11 protein-coding genes and 1 tRNA gene are annotated in these 15542 nt (G+C 64.2%); all 12 read right to left on the bottom strand.

The genetic code is table 11. The features are described 5' to 3' along the window. Positions 1-6 precede the first annotated feature (6 nt). The 12 genes from AC07NX_RS06345 to AC07NX_RS06290 all read right to left on the bottom strand — a co-directional run bounded on the left by AC07NX_RS06345 (position 7) and on the right by AC07NX_RS06290 (position 15536). Positions 7-3168, bottom strand: a complete 3162-nt coding sequence (locus AC07NX_RS06345; protein ID WP_494640132.1) for a TonB-dependent receptor domain-containing protein — start codon at positions 3166-3168, stop codon at positions 7-9. Between the two features lie 71 nt (positions 3169-3239). After that, positions 3240-4259 (bottom strand): FecR family protein, encoded by a 1020-nt coding sequence (locus AC07NX_RS06340; protein ID WP_494640130.1) that lies wholly within the window; start codon positions 4257-4259, stop codon positions 3240-3242. Then, entirely contained in the window at positions 4228-4830 is a 603-nt protein-coding gene (locus tag AC07NX_RS06335; protein ID WP_494640128.1) for an RNA polymerase sigma factor, read from the bottom strand. Before AC07NX_RS06335 ends, AC07NX_RS06340 begins: the two co-directional genes overlap by 32 nt. A 383-nt stretch (positions 4831-5213) precedes the next feature. After that, on the bottom strand, positions 5214-5387 hold the full coding sequence (locus AC07NX_RS06330; protein WP_494640126.1) for an alcohol dehydrogenase catalytic domain-containing protein: 174 nt from the start codon (positions 5385-5387) through the stop codon (positions 5214-5216). Between the two features lie 3 nt (positions 5388-5390). Continuing rightward, positions 5391-8621, bottom strand: coding sequence for a type I restriction endonuclease subunit R (locus AC07NX_RS06325; RefSeq protein ID WP_494640124.1), 3231 nt, complete (start codon positions 8619-8621; stop codon positions 5391-5393). Continuing rightward, positions 8621-9376 (bottom strand): abortive infection family protein, encoded by a 756-nt coding sequence (locus AC07NX_RS06320; protein WP_494640122.1) that lies wholly within the window; start codon positions 9374-9376, stop codon positions 8621-8623. The genes AC07NX_RS06325 and AC07NX_RS06320 overlap by 1 nt, the downstream gene beginning before the upstream one ends. A 13-nt stretch (positions 9377-9389) precedes the next feature. Then, the gene (locus AC07NX_RS06315; protein WP_494640120.1) at positions 9390-9554 is read right to left on the bottom strand and encodes a DUF1829 domain-containing protein; all 165 of its coding nucleotides are present in this window, start codon (positions 9552-9554) and stop codon (positions 9390-9392) included. Next, positions 9551-10831, bottom strand: coding sequence for a restriction endonuclease subunit S (locus tag AC07NX_RS06310; protein WP_494640459.1), 1281 nt, complete (start codon positions 10829-10831; stop codon positions 9551-9553). Before AC07NX_RS06310 ends, AC07NX_RS06315 begins: the two co-directional genes overlap by 4 nt. 80 nt (positions 10832-10911) lie before the next feature. After that, on the bottom strand, positions 10912-12711 hold the full coding sequence (locus AC07NX_RS06305) for a class I SAM-dependent DNA methyltransferase (RefSeq protein WP_494640118.1): 1800 nt from the start codon (positions 12709-12711) through the stop codon (positions 10912-10914). Between the two features lie 278 nt (positions 12712-12989). Further along, positions 12990-13066, bottom strand: a tRNA-Arg gene (locus tag AC07NX_RS06300). Between the two features lie 72 nt (positions 13067-13138). Beyond that, complete coding sequence (locus AC07NX_RS06295) at positions 13139-14455, bottom strand: NCS2 family permease (protein WP_494640116.1); 1317 nt, start codon at positions 14453-14455, stop codon at positions 13139-13141. Between the two features lie 4 nt (positions 14456-14459). Further along, positions 14460-15536, bottom strand: a complete 1077-nt coding sequence (locus tag AC07NX_RS06290) for a purine nucleoside permease (protein ID WP_494640114.1) — start codon at positions 15534-15536, stop codon at positions 14460-14462. Positions 15537-15542 lie beyond the last annotated feature (6 nt).

Genomic DNA, 15542 nt, shown 5'->3' with positions numbered 1-15542 from the left:
GAAGCCCTAGAAGGCGCCCTTGATCCCGACGTTCCACATCGAGCCGTAGATGCTGTACTGCTGCACCCGGCTGCGGACGTTCGAGTAGATGACGTCCGGCGCGTTGAAGATGTTGCGACCGGCCAGCATCACTTCGAACTGCTTGTTGATCTTGTAGCTGGCGCTGACGTTCCACAGCTCGCGCGCGGCGTGGTACAGGACTCCGTTGTTGGGGGTGGTGGGCGTGTTGCTCAGGGCGCTGGTGCGATATTTCCCCTGGGCGTTGCCGGTCAGCTGGACGTCGAACTTGCCGTAGCTGTAGCGCACGCCCCAGTTGGCCGCTGTCTTGGGCATGTTCACGCGCTCGCCGTCGGGATCGATCCTGGTGATCGAGCCGCGCAGGCCCAGGCCCTTCAGGGCGCCCGGCAGGAAGGTAAGCTGCTGGTCGTATTCGAGGGTCAACCCCCTGTTGATGCTGACGCCCGCCCGGTTCTGGGCGCTGCGGAAGTCATAGCCGGGATAGTCGCCGGGATCGTAGCCGACGTCCTCGGGATCGACCGTGACCCCCGTCTCTTGCATGTCCTTGATTTCGAGCTGGTAGAAGGACACCCCGACGACGCCGGAGGGCTCGAGGAAATACTGCAGGCCGGCGAAGTACTTGGTCGAGTGCTCGGGCTTCAGCAGCGGATTGGGCACCGTGACGATCTGGGTGGTGTCATTCACCGAGACGACGCCGCCGAGGTTGCCGTAGTCGGGGCGCAGGATCGACTGGCTGAAGGCCAGTTGGCCGACCAGCTTCTTGCTGAAGTCGTACTTGATCCCACCGCTCAGGAACCAGTCGTCGTACTCGCCGTGGCGCGTGGTGTAGGTTCCGTTTTCGGCGACCCGGGCCTCCGTCTTGGTGTTCTCGTAGCGCAGACCCAGGTCGAACTGCGCCTTACCGACGCGGGGTTGGACCTCGAAATAGCCGGCGGCGATCTCCTCGCCGACCTTCTTGTTGTTGGCGAACTGGCGCTGCAAGTTGCCAACCGTGTCGGGCACGAAGTACTCGGGGTGCGCCTTGTAGATGTCGTAGACGGCGTAGTTGCTGTCCGCGCGCCAGTTCTGGTCGTTCATGTTGCCGGCGTCGAAGCCGTGCATCTGGAACTGGTAGTTCTTCGTCCAGGGAATAACCGCCTCGGGGGCGGTCTGGACGCCTGTGGGGCCGACATAGCGAAATTGCTTGTAGGAGCCCTCATTGGTCTTCCAGACGTTGGTGCGGACGCCCGCGCCGGCCAGAAGCTTGACCTGGACCGGGCCGACCTCAAGCTTCTTCTTCAGGTCGGCATAGACGCTATACATCTGGTTGTTGGCGTTGGACTCGGCGGTACGGATGTTGTTGCCGATGGCGCTGTCACGGTTGAAGCTGGTGGGGTCGCCCCACGGGCGGCCGGCGGTCTGCTTCAGCGTCCAGGCGTTGGAATCCTCCGACGCGCGATCCAGCGTGAAGCCGATGCCGGTCAAATAGCTGTCCGTGCGCTGGAAGAAGCCTTTTTCGTTGTCATGGAAGTTGAATTCGGACGTGGAATAGCTGCCGCGCAGCACGGCCTCCCACGTGTCGCCCCGGTATTCCAGCTTTGGGGCGAAGAGGGCGGACGGGGTGCCAGCGTAGCGGTGCGAATACTGCGTATGCAGGCGGGTGTTGGTGGTGCTGGGATTGACCACGATGTGGGTGGGCGTGGAGTCCGCCGTGGCCCGTGACGCCGTCGTCGTGCCGAAGATCAGGAAGGTGTACTGGTTGAAGTATTCGACGTCGTAGAACGAGTAGGTGCCGCGCAGCGACAGCGCCAGCTTGTCGGTGATCTTGTAGTCGACGCTCAGATTGGCGGCCTTGCGCGACGTCAGCTTCGGACCGGGACGCCACATGACCTGGTAGGGGATCACCCGACCGTTGGCGAGATAGGACCAGTCGGTCTGGATGCGGTCCTGCTGGACGTAGTTGGCGTTGTAGCTGGCGTTGAACGCTATGCCCAGACGGCCGGCCAGGAAGACGTCGGCATAGCCGATCTGGGCCGAGGGGAAGATGCGGGCGTGCTTCTTGTCGTCCGGGAGGTAGATCTTCGACAGGCCGGAGTCCGACGTGCCGACGCCGCCCAGCTGGAAGCGCAGCAGGCGGCTGTTGCGCTGGAAGGCGTACTTGCTGCGCAGGTTGATGGCGCCGCCGGGGGAGTCGGCGTCCATGCTGGCCTGCAGGGTGTTGTTCAACTCGATCGAGTCGACGCCGGTGATCGACATCTGCTCGAACGAGTTCTGGCGGCCGTTGTTGTTGTTCGAGGTCGCCGTCGCCATCCGCGCGCCGTCGGTGGTGAAGGTCGAGTACTTCGGGTCCAGGCCGCCGATGCGGACGGCGGTGGCGTCCACCTCGGTGTAGTCGATCGACAGGCCGGGCATGTTCTTCATGAACTCGCCGACGTCGCCCATGGTCAGGGCGCCGAAATTGTCGGCGGCGACCACGTTCTTGGCGTTGGTCGAGGCGCGGCGCTCCATGATCGCGGCGGCCTGGCCTTCCCGCCGGGCGACGATCGTGACCGCTTCGACCTCGCCGTCCCTGGCCGCGTAGGACAGCGGGCTCAAGGCGATATCGAGGGTCGCGGCCTGGCCGGCGACGACGGTGGCCACTGCCCGGGCCTCCTGCAGGCCGGTATATTGGACGACGACCGTGACCTCGCCGGCCGGGACGCCGGCCAGGCGAAAGTCGCCGCCGTCCTCGGAAAAGGCGACGATCGCCGTGCCTTCGACGCGGATCTCGGCGTTGCGGACGTACTCACCGGTGGCGGTGTTGAGGACGCGGCCCCGCACGACGCCGGCCCCGGCCTGCGATTGGGCTCCGTTCGACGCGGCGGGACCGGCGGCGCGCAGCGTGATGATCTGGCCGTCGTCGGAATCGATCCGCAGCGGCGTGCCGGCGATCAGGCGGCGGAGCGCGGTGCGGACATCCATCCGCCCCTTGACCGCGGGGGTCATGACGCCCTCGAGGTTCCGCGCCGGCGCGACGATCTGCACCTGCCCCTGGCGCGCCAGCTCCGGGATGGCGCGGACCGCGGGCTGGGCGGGAATGTCGAAGATCCGGTCCTGCGCCAGGGCCGGCGCGGCGGCCGCGAGCGCGATGACGGCGGCTCCGCAGGCAAGGACGGAATAGCGAGAATGCATTGGCTGGTGGCCCCCAATCGCCGCGCTGGTCGCGACGTTCGCGGTTGAGAGCCGTCAGCCGGTGGCTTCCGCTATTTTGTAACAAAAACTTCTTGAGGCAGCTCGCCGCCACGGGGACCGCCGCGGGTCAGGACGACCTTGTCGCCATCCTGTTCGACCCTGGCGTCGAACACCCGGGCGATGGCGCGGCTGAAGCCGGCCGGATCATTGGCGGCGAACAGGCCGGTCACCGGTTCGCGCGCCAGGGCCGGGTCAGGGATCTGGATCCGGGTGTCGCTGTAGCGGGCGAAAGCCTCCGCCGCCTGGCCCAGGGTCTCCCCCTCGAACGCCAGCTTGCCGTCGCGCCAGGCCAGCTCGCGGGTGACCGCCTCCGGTCCGACGGGCCGCGGGCGCTCGGCGGGACCGGACAGGATCAGCCGCGTATTGGAGGTGAGCGCCAGGCCGGTCGCGGACGCCGAGGTCGCGACGTCGACCTGGCCCTGGTTCACCAGGACGTCGACGGGATCGGCGTCGAGCTTGCGGACCCGAAACCCCGCCTGCGCCGTGCTCAGGCGACGGCCGTCGACCTCGACCACGAACGGCCGCGTCTCGTCGCGGGCCACGGAGAAATAGGCCTCGCCCCTGAGCAGGGTGACCCGGCGTTCGCCCCGGCTGTACCGGACCCTGATCCGGGTCTCGGTGTTCAGCAACACGGTCGACCCGTCCTTGAGGGGGGCCAGGCGGATCTCGCCCCGTTCCGTGCTGATGACGGCGCCGGCGGCGGGCAGGGCGACGCCCAGGGCGCCCAGGGCGCCGGCGGCGGCCACGCCCCCGGTCCAGGCCAGCGCCTGGCGCCGGGACAGGCCCGCGAACCGCGACCGCCCGGGCGCCTCGAACGCGACCGGATCGAAGCCGGCCCCGAGCGCCTGGGCGGACTCGCTCATCATCGACAGCGCTCGCGCGCGCAGCAGCGCGCCCCTGCGCCGCGGATCGCCCCGCAACCAGGCCTGCAAGGCGTCTTCTCCCTCGGGGGTCAGCGGCCCACGATCCAGCCGCGCCGTCCAGTCGGACGCCGCCTGATCAATGTCTCGACTGGTTTCTCGCTCGGCCATCTATCGAGGCAATCTCCGCTTCCATGTTCGTAGAGGTTTGGGACCGCTTGTTTCCGCCACGGCCGAACCAATCAATCAAGAATAGGATGCCTCGGGAAATATGTGTCTCGACCGTATTCTCCGATATGCGCATGCGGGCGGCGATCTCGCGCTGCGGCAAATCCCTGACGCGGCGCAGGATGAAGGCCTCTCGGGTCTTGAGCGGCATGGCCGCGATCGCGCGGGCCAGCTGGCGCAGTTCGTCCCGGTCGATCGCGTACTGCTCGGGCGAGGCGGCGTTCTCGGGCTGGTCGAGCCGTTCCAGATCGTCGACGGTATGGATCGGCACGATGCGCGCGCGACGGACGTGCCGCATGATGACCGAGCGCGCGACCTGGAACAGGTAGGCCCGCGGATGGCGGATGGCGTCCACGGTCTCCAGTTCGGCCAGGATGGCGTAGGATTCCTGGATGACGTCGTCGGGATCGACCCCCGCCGGCGCGCTGCGCGAAAGCCAGCCCCTAAGCGCCGCCTCGTGCGGCAGGATGTTCCGCAGAAACCATCGTGTTCTTTCCCTGTCGGCGGCGCTCATCCGTTATCCGCTGGCTGGAGACTGAATACCGCGGCGCGGTCCGGCGCCCGGACGACGGGGCGCCGCCGCTTCGGTCGGCGTCCTCCGTAGCGGTCAATTGTGACATTCAGGCTTTCCCGCACGCCCGCGGAGGGTCACGGACCTGTTCCAACCCCTGGCGCCGCCGCGCGCCGGTAAGGGTTTCCCCACCCCAGGGCCGCGTCGGCGCGCGCGACGCCGTCGGTCAGTCGTTCACCAGCACGATCTTGCCCGTCACCGATCGGGTCTCGAGCGCGCGGTGGATCTCGGGTTGGCGCCCCGGTGCAGCATCTGCCAGGCGGTCACCCCGAGGACCACCGCCACCAGCCGGGCCGCTCCACCTCCTCGGGCGCGGGGACCAGCCATCACGCCACGAGGTTGCGGCGGGTCGCATAGGAGCCGAAGCCGGTGATCCCGGCCACCCGCTGGCCGACGGCCAGGCCCTCGACGCCGGCCCCGGCCGCCTCGACCCGGCCGACCAGATCGTAGCCCGACGCGATCGACGGCTTGTGTCCTGCATAGACGTCTCTGCCGACCACTGATCAGGCTGTCCAACTGGCTGACAACTCTTCGGCCTGCCTCAACACGGTTTGTACGGCCGCGTCTTGCAGATCAGGCGGGAAGCCATGCTTTCGCAAAATCCGCTTCACCAAAACCCGCATTCTCGCGCGGGCGCTTTCGCGGTGGGACCAATCGACCGAAACACTGCCCTTGAGGCTGACCAAGAGTTCGTGGGCAATCACCTTTAGGGCGTCATTTCCCATCAGATCGACGGCGCTCTGATTTTCGGCCAGTGCGTCGTAGAACGCGATTTCATCCTGAGAAAGCCCCTCGTTGGCGCCGCGCTCACGCGCCGCCCGAATCTCCTTTGCCAGGTCAATCAGCTCTTGCAGGACTTCTACAGTGCTGATCGCGTTCGTATGATATCGCGCGATTGCGGCCTCCAGGCGCTCCGTAAAACGCTTAGTTTCGACGATGTTAGTCTTAGTTCGCGACCGGATCTCATCATTGAGGAGCTTGCGAAGCGCCTCAAGAGCTAGGTTTTTCTTTTCGAGTTGCTGAACTTCCGCGAGAAACTCGTCGGACAAGATCGAGATATCGGGCGTGGTGATCCCCGCAGCCGCCAAGATATCGACAATCTCGGTCGAGACGACCGCGCGATCCAAGATCTGCTGGATCGCAAACTCTCTCTCGGCGATGCTCTTCCCTGAGCTGTCGGATGACTTGATCAGCGCTGCGCGGACCGTCTGAAAGAAGCCGACCGCATCCCGAACCTCACGCGCCTCGTCACTCGCCGAGGCCAGGGCAAAGGCCTTCGAGAGCGCTAGAACGGCGTCCTGATATCGGCGATTTGCCCGGCGCTTTTCGTCCGCGTTCGTCTCCTTAGCGGCGGCCTCGTGTTGACGGGCGAGAATCCACTCGATGGCTTCGGCAAGAACGACGAGGCGCTGGTGCGCCGTGCCAGTCAAGCCGCGCGCATAGTCGAAGCCATGATACATGTTGTCCACGACTTCGAACTTTTCGAGCAACACGGCGACGGCTTCATCCTCGCTGACGCCGGTCTGTCGCTGATCTGACGCCGAGTACTGCCCCAGCGCATTTTTCAGGTTCTGGGCGATACCGATGTAGTCAACGACGAGACCCGCCGGCTTGTCGCGGAATACACGGTTCACGCGGGCGATGGCCTGCATCAACCCGTGGCCCTTCATCGGCTTGTCGACGTACATCGTATGCATCGATGGTGCGTCAAAGCCCGTCAGCCACATATCGCGCACGATGACCAGCTGGAGCGGATCCTTGGGATCTTTGGCGCGCTTGGCCAACAAGTCGCGGCGCGACTTGGTACCGATGTGGCTTTGCCAGGCTGGAGGATCGGCGGCGGAGCCGGTCATGACGACCTTGAGGCGGCCGGCTGTGTCATCGTCGCTATGCCACTCGGGCCTCAGCGCGATGATCTGATTATAGAGCGCCACGCAGATCCGGCGGCTCATGCAGACCACCATCGCCTTGCCGTCCAGCGCCGCGACGCGATCCTCGAAATGCCGAACAAGATCAGCGGCCACCATGGCCAGCCTCTTCTCGGAGCCAACCAGAGCCTCGACTGTCGCCCATTTGCGCTTGATGCGCTCCTGTTCCGTCGTGGCCTCGTCTTCGGTTAGTTCCTCGATTTCGGCGTCGATCTTGGGCCTTTCCTCCTCGTTCAGCTCGATGCGGGCCAATCGGCTTTCATAGTAGATCGGCACCGTAGCGCCGTCCTCGACCGCGCGGCTGATGTCATAAACGTCAATATAATCACCGAAGACAGCCGGCGTGTTGACGTCGCCCTGTTCGATCGGCGTGCCGGTAAAGCCGATGAACGAGGCGTTCGGCAGCGCATCGCGCAGATATTTCGCGAAGCCATAGGCGATTTCGCCCGTCTTCTTATCGACCCTGGCCCGGAAGCCATACTGGCTGCGGTGCGCCTCGTCGGCGATCACCACGATGTTCCGGCGATCCGACAGCATCGGGTAGATCGACTCGCCACCCGCCGGCGAAAACTTCTGGATCGTCGTAAAGATCACGCCGCCCGAGGCGCGGTTGAGGGCTGATTGCAGATCTTCCCGACTATCCGCCTGGATCGGCGTCTGACGGATCAGATCGCGGCACATCGCGAACGTGCCAAACAGCTGATCGTCGAGGTCATTGCGATCGGTGATCACGACGATGGTCGGGTTCTCCATCGCGGGATGGCGCACCAACTGCCCCGCATAGAAGGCCATCAGCAGGCTCTTGCCCGAGCCCTGCGTGTGCCAGATCACGCCGATGCGCTTGTCGCCGCGCGGATAACTCAAAACACCCGGCAGGCCATAGGTCGCCGGTTCTTCATTGAAGCCGCCCGGCGCATCAGGCGTAGCAACCTGCCCCGCATTGAGGGCCAGGGCGCGCAAGGTGGAGGCTACGGCGCGCTTTACCGCGTGAAACTGGTGGTAGCCCGCGATGATCTTGGCGAGGCCCGAGCCCGTTTCACCGAACACCGTGAAGTCCCGCACAAGGTCCAGCAGGCGTCCGCGGTCGAAAACCCCTTCGAGAAGCGCGCCCAGCTCTGGCTGCCCCTTGGCCAGGATGGCCTCGCCATCGGCCGTCCGCCACGGCATGAATCGCTCTTGATCGGCCGTTAGCGAGCCAATGCGCGCGGATATTCCGTCCGAAATGACGAGCACCGCATTCGTTCGAAAGAGCGAAGGGATCTGCGACTTGTAGGTTTGCAGTTGGTTATGCGCCCCAGACAGGGTCGCGCCTTCGCTGCCGGGCGCCTTCAGCTCGATAACCCCAACCGGCAGGCCGTTGATGAACACCACGACATCGGGCCGACGGTTTACCCCGCCCTCCACCACGGTGAACTGGCGGACGGCCAGCCAGTCATTGCAGGCGGCGTCGTCGAAATCGATCAGGCGAACCTTGTCGCCGCGGATCGTGCCATCCTCGCTGTAGAACTCGACATCGACGCCCTCGACCATCAGCTTGTGAAGACGACGGTTCTCTTCGACCAGAGATGGCTTTTCGGTGGCCAGAACCTTGCGCAGGGCGTCACCGCGCGCCTCTGCCGGAATTGCCGGGTTGAGTCTTTCGATGGCCGCTGTCAGCCGCTTGGCGAGAACCACATCGGCATAGGCTTCCCGCTCGGGCGCCTTGCCGTCCGGGCCGATCTCGGCGTCGGTGGCGACCGCGTAGCCGAGGCCAGAAAGCTGTTCAAACACGATCTGTTCAACTGCGGCCTCTGAAAGATAGGCCATCAGGCGACCTCCGCGTCTTGAGGCGCAACGGTCTTGGCTTCGCGGCATGCACTGAGCACAAGTTTATAGGCTTCGCGGTCCACGCCGAAGAGCAGGCGAGACGTTTCGATCGCCAGAGGCACCTCTTCGCCGTCGGGAAGGACGACCACGGCGCGGATGAACCCTTCCTCATCGAGTTCCGCTCGCAACGTTGCGAACTCATCGATGATCGCATTTGACGCTTCGAACCGCTCGTAGGGCTCGAACGTGCGAACCGGGTCGGGCTCCCGTTCGAGATAGGCCTCATGAAGGAAGGTGACGATCGCATCCGCCGCGAGCAACGCCGAGCGCCGATGATGGGCGGAAAGCTTCTTGCTCAGGCCTTCCTTTCCATGACTGACGGTCCCCGCAACATCACGAAACTTACCGAGCGCTTCGGTCAGATTGTAGTGCTGCGATATCACCTTGCTGAACGGGTCATCGCGACGTTCGACGATCGCCATCAAGCGAAAAGCCGCGGAAACCCAATTGCTGAAGCTCGGGTGCGCATTCCGAATTGGGCTGTCCGGCCACTTGTCGATCGGGTTCAGCGGATTGTCCAACTCCTGGATCAACAATCGGCAGGCACATTCCACGAAGGCTTTGGCCGCATCGATGCAAGCGTCGTTCTCGTCCGCGAACTCTCGTTCAAGGGTCTCGAAGGTCTGTTGCAGCATCGGCGCATGGCGCCAGTGAGCACAGAAGGCTTTGATCCCAGGATACCAGTCGGCTGACATCGTGATCGCCTCCCTACGCCACAAGTCGTTCGCGGAGCTGAAGGCGCTGGCTCCAAACAACGAGAGTGATCCCATGGGTTCGAAGTGCGTCGGTCACGTTTCCAGCGCTCATCTTTTCGTTGTCGTTCAAGAAGACAAAGGATTCAGAGCTTTCCACGCGGGTGAGCCAAACCGTCATTTGCCTTCTCCGACGAACTTCTCGGCGTCCTTCACGCGAACCTCGCCCGACATGAGCCTTGGCAGGAGGAAATCACGGGTTGCAATCAAAGTCTCCGATTCACCTGTATTGGCGCGAATGCGATCGTCCATTCCTTGAACAATCATCTCAAATGCGTCTACGGAGACCAAGTTTGGAGCAATGAAGCGCAATCGCTCAAATTGAGCCTTGTTGATTGCACCAAAGACGCTACCAGTGTCTTCAAAGCGTTCGATTTCTGGCTGCAAATAGCGCAGAGAATACTGTGTATATCCTCGTTTTCCACTTTTATGACGAACCGCAGCGACACCTCGCCCGATACAGCACTCTTCCCAAGCCATATTTAAGTCACCAACCGGCGCCCGAACGCTTACTAACGTGTCATCTGGACGAGCAACTCGAGACGGCGCCGAACAGAATTTTCGGCGGACCGGATAGCGAAAACCAAAGTCAGTGCGCCCTTGGAAAAACGGCAATCCCTCGCCAGCTTCATTGTAGGTTTCGCCAGGCGGAGACTGACCCATGGTTAGATTGAATTCTGCTCCAACGGTGGACTCGTTCCACCCCTCCGGTTTGCCCTCGTCGTCGAGGCGGTCAGGGAAGAGGGACCAGATGTCCGCTGCGAGGTAAGGTGCGCGGCCTTCCATTTTGGCGCGGGTCGGGCCGAAATCGACGAACCAATCCTTGAAGATCGCCCGCGCGGTCTCTTCCAGCGTCTCGTTCATACGCCGATTCAACTCGATCTTGTCGTCCAGCGCACCGAGGACTTCGACAATCGAATCCTGAGCGTGCCGATCGGGCATGCATATGTGAAACGCCTTTGCTTCCGGGAAGTAGATCGTCTGGTGGACACTCCCCACTGCAAACATCAAAAGCGCTTCACGCTCGGCTAGCAGGACATATTTCAAGAAATGAGGGTTTAGCTTGTCCGAACAAATCCAGTTCACGAAATCCTGGCTGGTCGACATCGGGCGCCCCATGATGACAACATAGCCAACGGAAGCTGTTCTTGATAAGCAAACGGTATCCTTTGGGAGCACGCGAGCAGAGGAATTCTCAATCCCGAGTTCGTTTGTGAATTCTATCGTCTCATGGATGATGCGACCATGATTTCCTGTCGCATCGCGAATACCGATCCATGGGATCGAACCGCCCCAATATTCAGGATGTCGACGGCTGGGTGTATGTCCAGACTCAAGCCGCGCTACAGATGACAAGGGTGTCCACTTCCACCCCTCGGGAGTGGACAGATTGGGCATACCCACTGAGAGTGCATATCGTCCCGGGATCACGGCCGCGGTCGCATCGCGCCCGCCAGTTATGGTCTGGGCTCGCATCGTCACGCAACCAAACGCTGCAAGGCTTGAGCGATGCGCGCGGAGAGCGCATCCGAGTCCGCGAACTGGCCACGAAGCCTTTCGGTTAATTCCGCAAAGCGATTGGCGAACAACCCGTCAACATCGTTGACCTCGGCGCTCCCAACATATCGCCCCGGCGTCAAGACGTATGCCTGTTGCCGAACTTCCTCGATAGTTGCCGACTTGCAGAACCCCGGAACGTCCTCATAAACACCCGTGCCCTCTTCGCCGCGCCAGGCATGATAGGCACGGGTGATTTTCTCGATGTCGGCGTCGGAGAATTCCTTGCGCGTGCGGTCCACCATGTGGCCGAGCTTGCGCGCATCGATGAAGAGAATCTCGCCGCGCCGATCCCTAAGCTTGGCGTTGCGGGCAATGCCATTCGATCTGTCGCGGGCAAGGAACCAGAGACAGACGGGAATCTGCGTCGAGTAGAAAAGCTGGCCCGGCAGCGCCACCATGCAATCGACGACGCCGGGCGCGCCGTTTACCCCCTCGATCAGCGCCTGCCGGATCACGCCCTCGTTGTTCTGGGTGGATGACATCGAGCCATTGGCCAGCACCACCCCCGCCACGCCCGCCGGCGCCAGATGGTGCACGATGTGCTGGACCCAGGCGAAGTTCGCGTTGCCGGCGGGCGGGACGCCGTACTTCCAGCGCACGTCTTCACGCAGCCGATCACCGCCCCAATCGGAAATGTTGAACGGGGGATTGGCCAGAACATAGTCAGCCTTGAGGTCGCGCAGCTCGTCCTTGTGGAAGCTGCCCTCGCTGTTCCATTTGATCTCGGAATCGATGCCGCGAACGGCGAGGTTCATCTTGCACAGGCGCCAGGTCGTATAGTTCGACTCCTGGCCATAGACGGCGATGTCGCCGATCCTTCCCTCATGCTCCAGGGCGAACTTCTCGGACTGCACGAACATGCCGCCGGATCCGCAGCAGGGGTCGTAGACCCGCCCTTTGAAAGGCTCGATCATCTCGACCATCACCCGCACGACGGAACGGGGTGTGTAGAACTCCCCGCCCCGCTTGCCTTCCGAGCCCGCGAACTGGCCCAGGAAATACTCATAGACCCGGCCCAGAAGATCGCGCGCCTCGCCCCGCTCTTGTCCCAGCGCGATGCCGGAGATCAGGTCGATCAACTCACCCAGCATCACCGCGTTGAGCGCGGGGCGAGCATAGTCCTTGGGCAGCACGCCTTTGAGGTTTTCGTTGTCCTTCTCGATCGCGAGCATCGCCTCATCGATCATTTTGCCGATCGAGGATTGCTTGGCGTTGGCTTGGAGGTGCGACCACCGCGCGGTCGGCGGCACCCAGAAGACGTTGTCAGCGGCGTACTCGTCGCGGTCTTCCGCGCCGTCGGGATATTCCGCCAAAAGCTCGGCGCGTTTGGCTTCGAAGCTGTCGGAGATGTGCTTTAGGAAAATGAGGCCAAGCGCGACGTGCTTGTAGTCCGACGGCTCCATATTGCCGCGCAGCTTGTCGGCCGTTTTGAACAGCTCCGCCTCAAAGCCAAGGTCGCCGCCGCTTGGCTTGGGGCGTTGAGGCTTCGGCGCCGCGGCGAGCGGCACAGCGGCTTCTGCATCAAGACCGGCAAGAGCAAGAGAGCCGCCGCGCCCTCTGCCAGCGGCGACAATGCCCTCAGCAAGCAATTCGCGCTTGACGCCTTCGTAAGTCGCTTCGTCCCAGCCGAGCGCCTCTCGCAGTCGACCATTGCCCGCCGTTCCGCCCAATTCCGCCAGCTTCGCTTTAAGCGAGTCCTTTTGGATCTGATCCGCCATGCAGCACCCTTAAACCAGCAGTCGAGTCGAGCCTTCAGATAGAAGAATTTGTCGATCTTGTGGGGGCAAAATGCACGGCCGGTGAAGCCGTTGAGTTCCATTGGAAGTCGGCAACCATCGCATCGGATGGCCGCAAGATGCGCCAGTTGTCGGACTTTCGAACGGCCGACCCGGACTTTGGGGCGAATTCCGCCGCCCCACTAGCGCCCCACATGGAGCTGTTCCCGAAGAGCGCCGCAGGGACGTGCGGTATAAATATTCTGATTCAATCGAGAAGCTGGCGCACCCGACACGATTCGAACGTGTGACCTTTGCCTTCGGAGGGCAACGCTCTATCCAGCTGAGCTACGGGTGCTTCCGCCTTGCGGAAGCGCGGTCTTAGCCGAAAGGCCGCGCCGGCGCAAACGGGTCTTTGCGGGTCCTGGCGTCACCCCTTCGCCAGATAGACGAACCGGATCACGAACAGCGCCGCCAGGATCAGCAGCAGCCAGTCGGCCTTGGTGATCTTGCCGGTCAGCAGGCGCAGGACCGCGTAGCTGGTGATGCCGAAGGCCAGGCCGTTGGCGATCGAGAAGGTCAGCGGAATGGTGATCAGGGTCAGGAAGGCCGGGATCGCCACGGTGGGATCGGCCCAGTCGACGTCGACCAGCGAGCCGACCATCAGCGCGCCCACCAGGATCAGGGCCGGGGCGGTGGCGGCGGCCGGGATCGCCTGGACCAGGGGCGCGAAGAACAGGGTGACCAGGAACAGCAGGCCGACCACCACCGCCGTCAGGCCGGTGCGGCCGCCGGCCGTCACGCCCGAGGCGCTCTCGATATAGCTGACCACGGTCGAGGTGCCGGCCGCGGCCCCGACCATGGTCGCCGCCGAGTCGGCCAGCAGGATGCGGTTCAGGCGCGGGATCGAGCCGTCGGGGGCCTGCAGGCCGGCCTTCTTGGTCACCGCCACCAGGGTGCCGACATTGTCGAACAGGTCGACGAACAGGAAGACGAAGACGATCTCGAGCATGGCCAGCGCCATGCCGCCCTGCAGGTGGAACGCGCCGGCCACGTCCATCTTGAACGCGGTGGCGGTCAGGTCGGCGAGGCTGGAGGTCCCCGGCGCGATCTTGGCCAGGCCCAGGGCCCAGCCGGCGGCGGCGGCCAGCAGGATGCCGATCAGGATCGCGCCCTTGACCCGCCAGGCCTGCAGCACGGCGATCAGCACCAGGCCCAGGATCGCCACGGCGGCGGTCGGAGTGGTCAGGTCGCCCAGGGCCACGGTGGTGGCGGGGCTGGCGACGATGATCCCGGCCTCCTTCAGGCCGATGAAGGCGATGAACAGCCCCACCCCGGCCGCCACCGCCGAGAACAGCGGCTTGGGAATGGCCGCGACGATCATCTGCCGCACCCCCACCAGGGTCAGGACCAGGAAGGCCACGCCCGACAGGAAGACGCAGCCCAGGGCGACCTCCCAGGGCACGCCCATGCCCTTGACCACGGTGTAGGTGAAATAGGCGTTCAGCCCCATGCCGGGGGCCAGGGCCAGCGGGTAGTTGGCGATCAGCCCCATCAGGATCGAGCCGAAGCCGGCCGCCAGGCAGGTGGCGGCGGCCACGGCGGCCACCGGCATGCCTGCCTCGCCCAGAATCGCCGGGTTGACCACCACGATATAGGCCATGGTCATGAAGGTGGTGACGCCGGCCAGCACCTCGGTGCGGACGTCGGTTCCCTGGGCCTTGAGGCCGAAGAGGCGTTCGAGCATGGACTTAGCGGCTCCGGCCGGTCGGGGTGGCGATGTGTGCGGCGCTGGGAATCTCGGTCGCGTAGCGGTCCCAGTGGGCGACCAGATCGCGGACCACGACCCCGCCGACCTTGAAGGTGGCGTCGAATCCCGCCTTCAGCCCCTCGCCGTGGAAGACGTGCGGCAGGCTGATCTGGCCCTGGGGCCCGCGGGAATAGTTGCTGGCCGTGCGCAGGACCAGGACCCGCCGGCGGTCGATCTTTCCGGACGCGGCATGGGCGTCGAGCACGTCGAGGATCCCCTGGTCTTCGCAGTCGGTCATGGTGAAGGTTCCGGCCCCGTCGGTCCAGAGCTTGACCCAGTCTTCCGCCCACCGGGTGCGGCGGGCGCCGTGCCAGAAGCGCACCGTGCCCAGGGCGTCGCCCCGCAGCACGAACGGCGGCCGTTGGCCTTCGGGGTCGCCTTCGTACGGCGCCCGCAGGGCCTGCAGCCCCGGAGAGTCCGGCAGCTTGACGTCGCGGGTCAGGCCGTAGGCCCAGTCGACAAGGCCCTTGTCCAGCGTCCAGACCATGGCGCTGGAGCCTTCGGCCTTGCCCTTGACGTTCGGGCGCTCGGCGTCGTTGGCGTAGAGGCCGTAAGGCCAGTCGGCCGGAATCTCGCGGTCGTCGACCTCGTAGATCGGGTCGGCGTCGACCACGTAGCGGGCCCAGGCGGCGCTGCCGACCGAGGCGACGGCGGGATCGACCCCGGCGATGCCGCTGACGATCCAATAGGCCTTGGACAGGTCGAACTGGTCCGACAGGATCAGGGCCGCCACGCTTTCGCGGGCCCGGCCCCGCATGTCGCTGACGATCGCCAGCACCCCGTCGTCGGAATAGCGGGCCACGTGGCGGACGCCGGGGATGGCGATCTCGCGCTTCAGCGGCCAGCCCTCGACCCAGGGCTGGAACTCGCCGGCCATGTCGCCGGTGTCGGCCCCGATCTCGAAGGTGGTGACCACCACCACCTTGACCGGCAGGCGGGACGCCGCCTGGGCTCCAGCCAGGCCAAGGCCGAGCGCGACGCTCAGCGCCAGGACGATCCGAAACCACAAAGCGCGCATGCAAGC

The organism is Caulobacter sp. GW821-FHT09A05 (assembly GCF_059418465.1).
The sequence above is the reverse complement of the archived record's forward strand: the minus strand, read 5'-3'. Positions and strand labels throughout refer to the sequence as shown.

What these genes read in the sequence shown, in the direction of transcription:
- AC07NX_RS06305 (WP_494640118.1), bottom strand. Translation starts at nt 12,711, where the DNA reads ATGGCGGATCAGATCCAAAAGGACTCGCTTAAAGCGAAGCTGGCGGAA.
- AC07NX_RS06295 (WP_494640116.1), bottom strand. Translation starts at nt 14,455, where the DNA reads ATGCTCGAACGCCTCTTCGGCCTCAAGGCCCAGGGAACCGACGTCCGC.
- AC07NX_RS06335 (WP_494640128.1), bottom strand. Translation starts at nt 4,830, where the DNA reads ATGAGCGCCGCCGACAGGGAAAGAACACGATGGTTTCTGCGGAACATC.
- AC07NX_RS06340 (WP_494640130.1), bottom strand. Translation starts at nt 4,259, where the DNA reads ATGGCCGAGCGAGAAACCAGTCGAGACATTGATCAGGCGGCGTCCGAC.
- AC07NX_RS06325 (WP_494640124.1), bottom strand. Translation starts at nt 8,621, where the DNA reads ATGGCCTATCTTTCAGAGGCCGCAGTTGAACAGATCGTGTTTGAACAG.
- AC07NX_RS06315 (WP_494640120.1), bottom strand. Translation starts at nt 9,554, where the DNA reads ATGACGGTTTGGCTCACCCGCGTGGAAAGCTCTGAATCCTTTGTCTTC.
- AC07NX_RS06320 (WP_494640122.1), bottom strand. Translation starts at nt 9,376, where the DNA reads ATGTCAGCCGACTGGTATCCTGGGATCAAAGCCTTCTGTGCTCACTGG.
- AC07NX_RS06310 (WP_494640459.1), bottom strand. Translation starts at nt 10,831, where the DNA reads ATGCCCAATCTGTCCACTCCCGAGGGGTGGAAGTGGACACCCTTGTCA.
- AC07NX_RS06345 (WP_494640132.1), bottom strand. Translation starts at nt 3,168, where the DNA reads ATGCATTCTCGCTATTCCGTCCTTGCCTGCGGAGCCGCCGTCATCGCG.
- AC07NX_RS06290 (WP_494640114.1), bottom strand. Translation starts at nt 15,536, where the DNA reads ATGCGCGCTTTGTGGTTTCGGATCGTCCTGGCGCTGAGCGTCGCGCTC.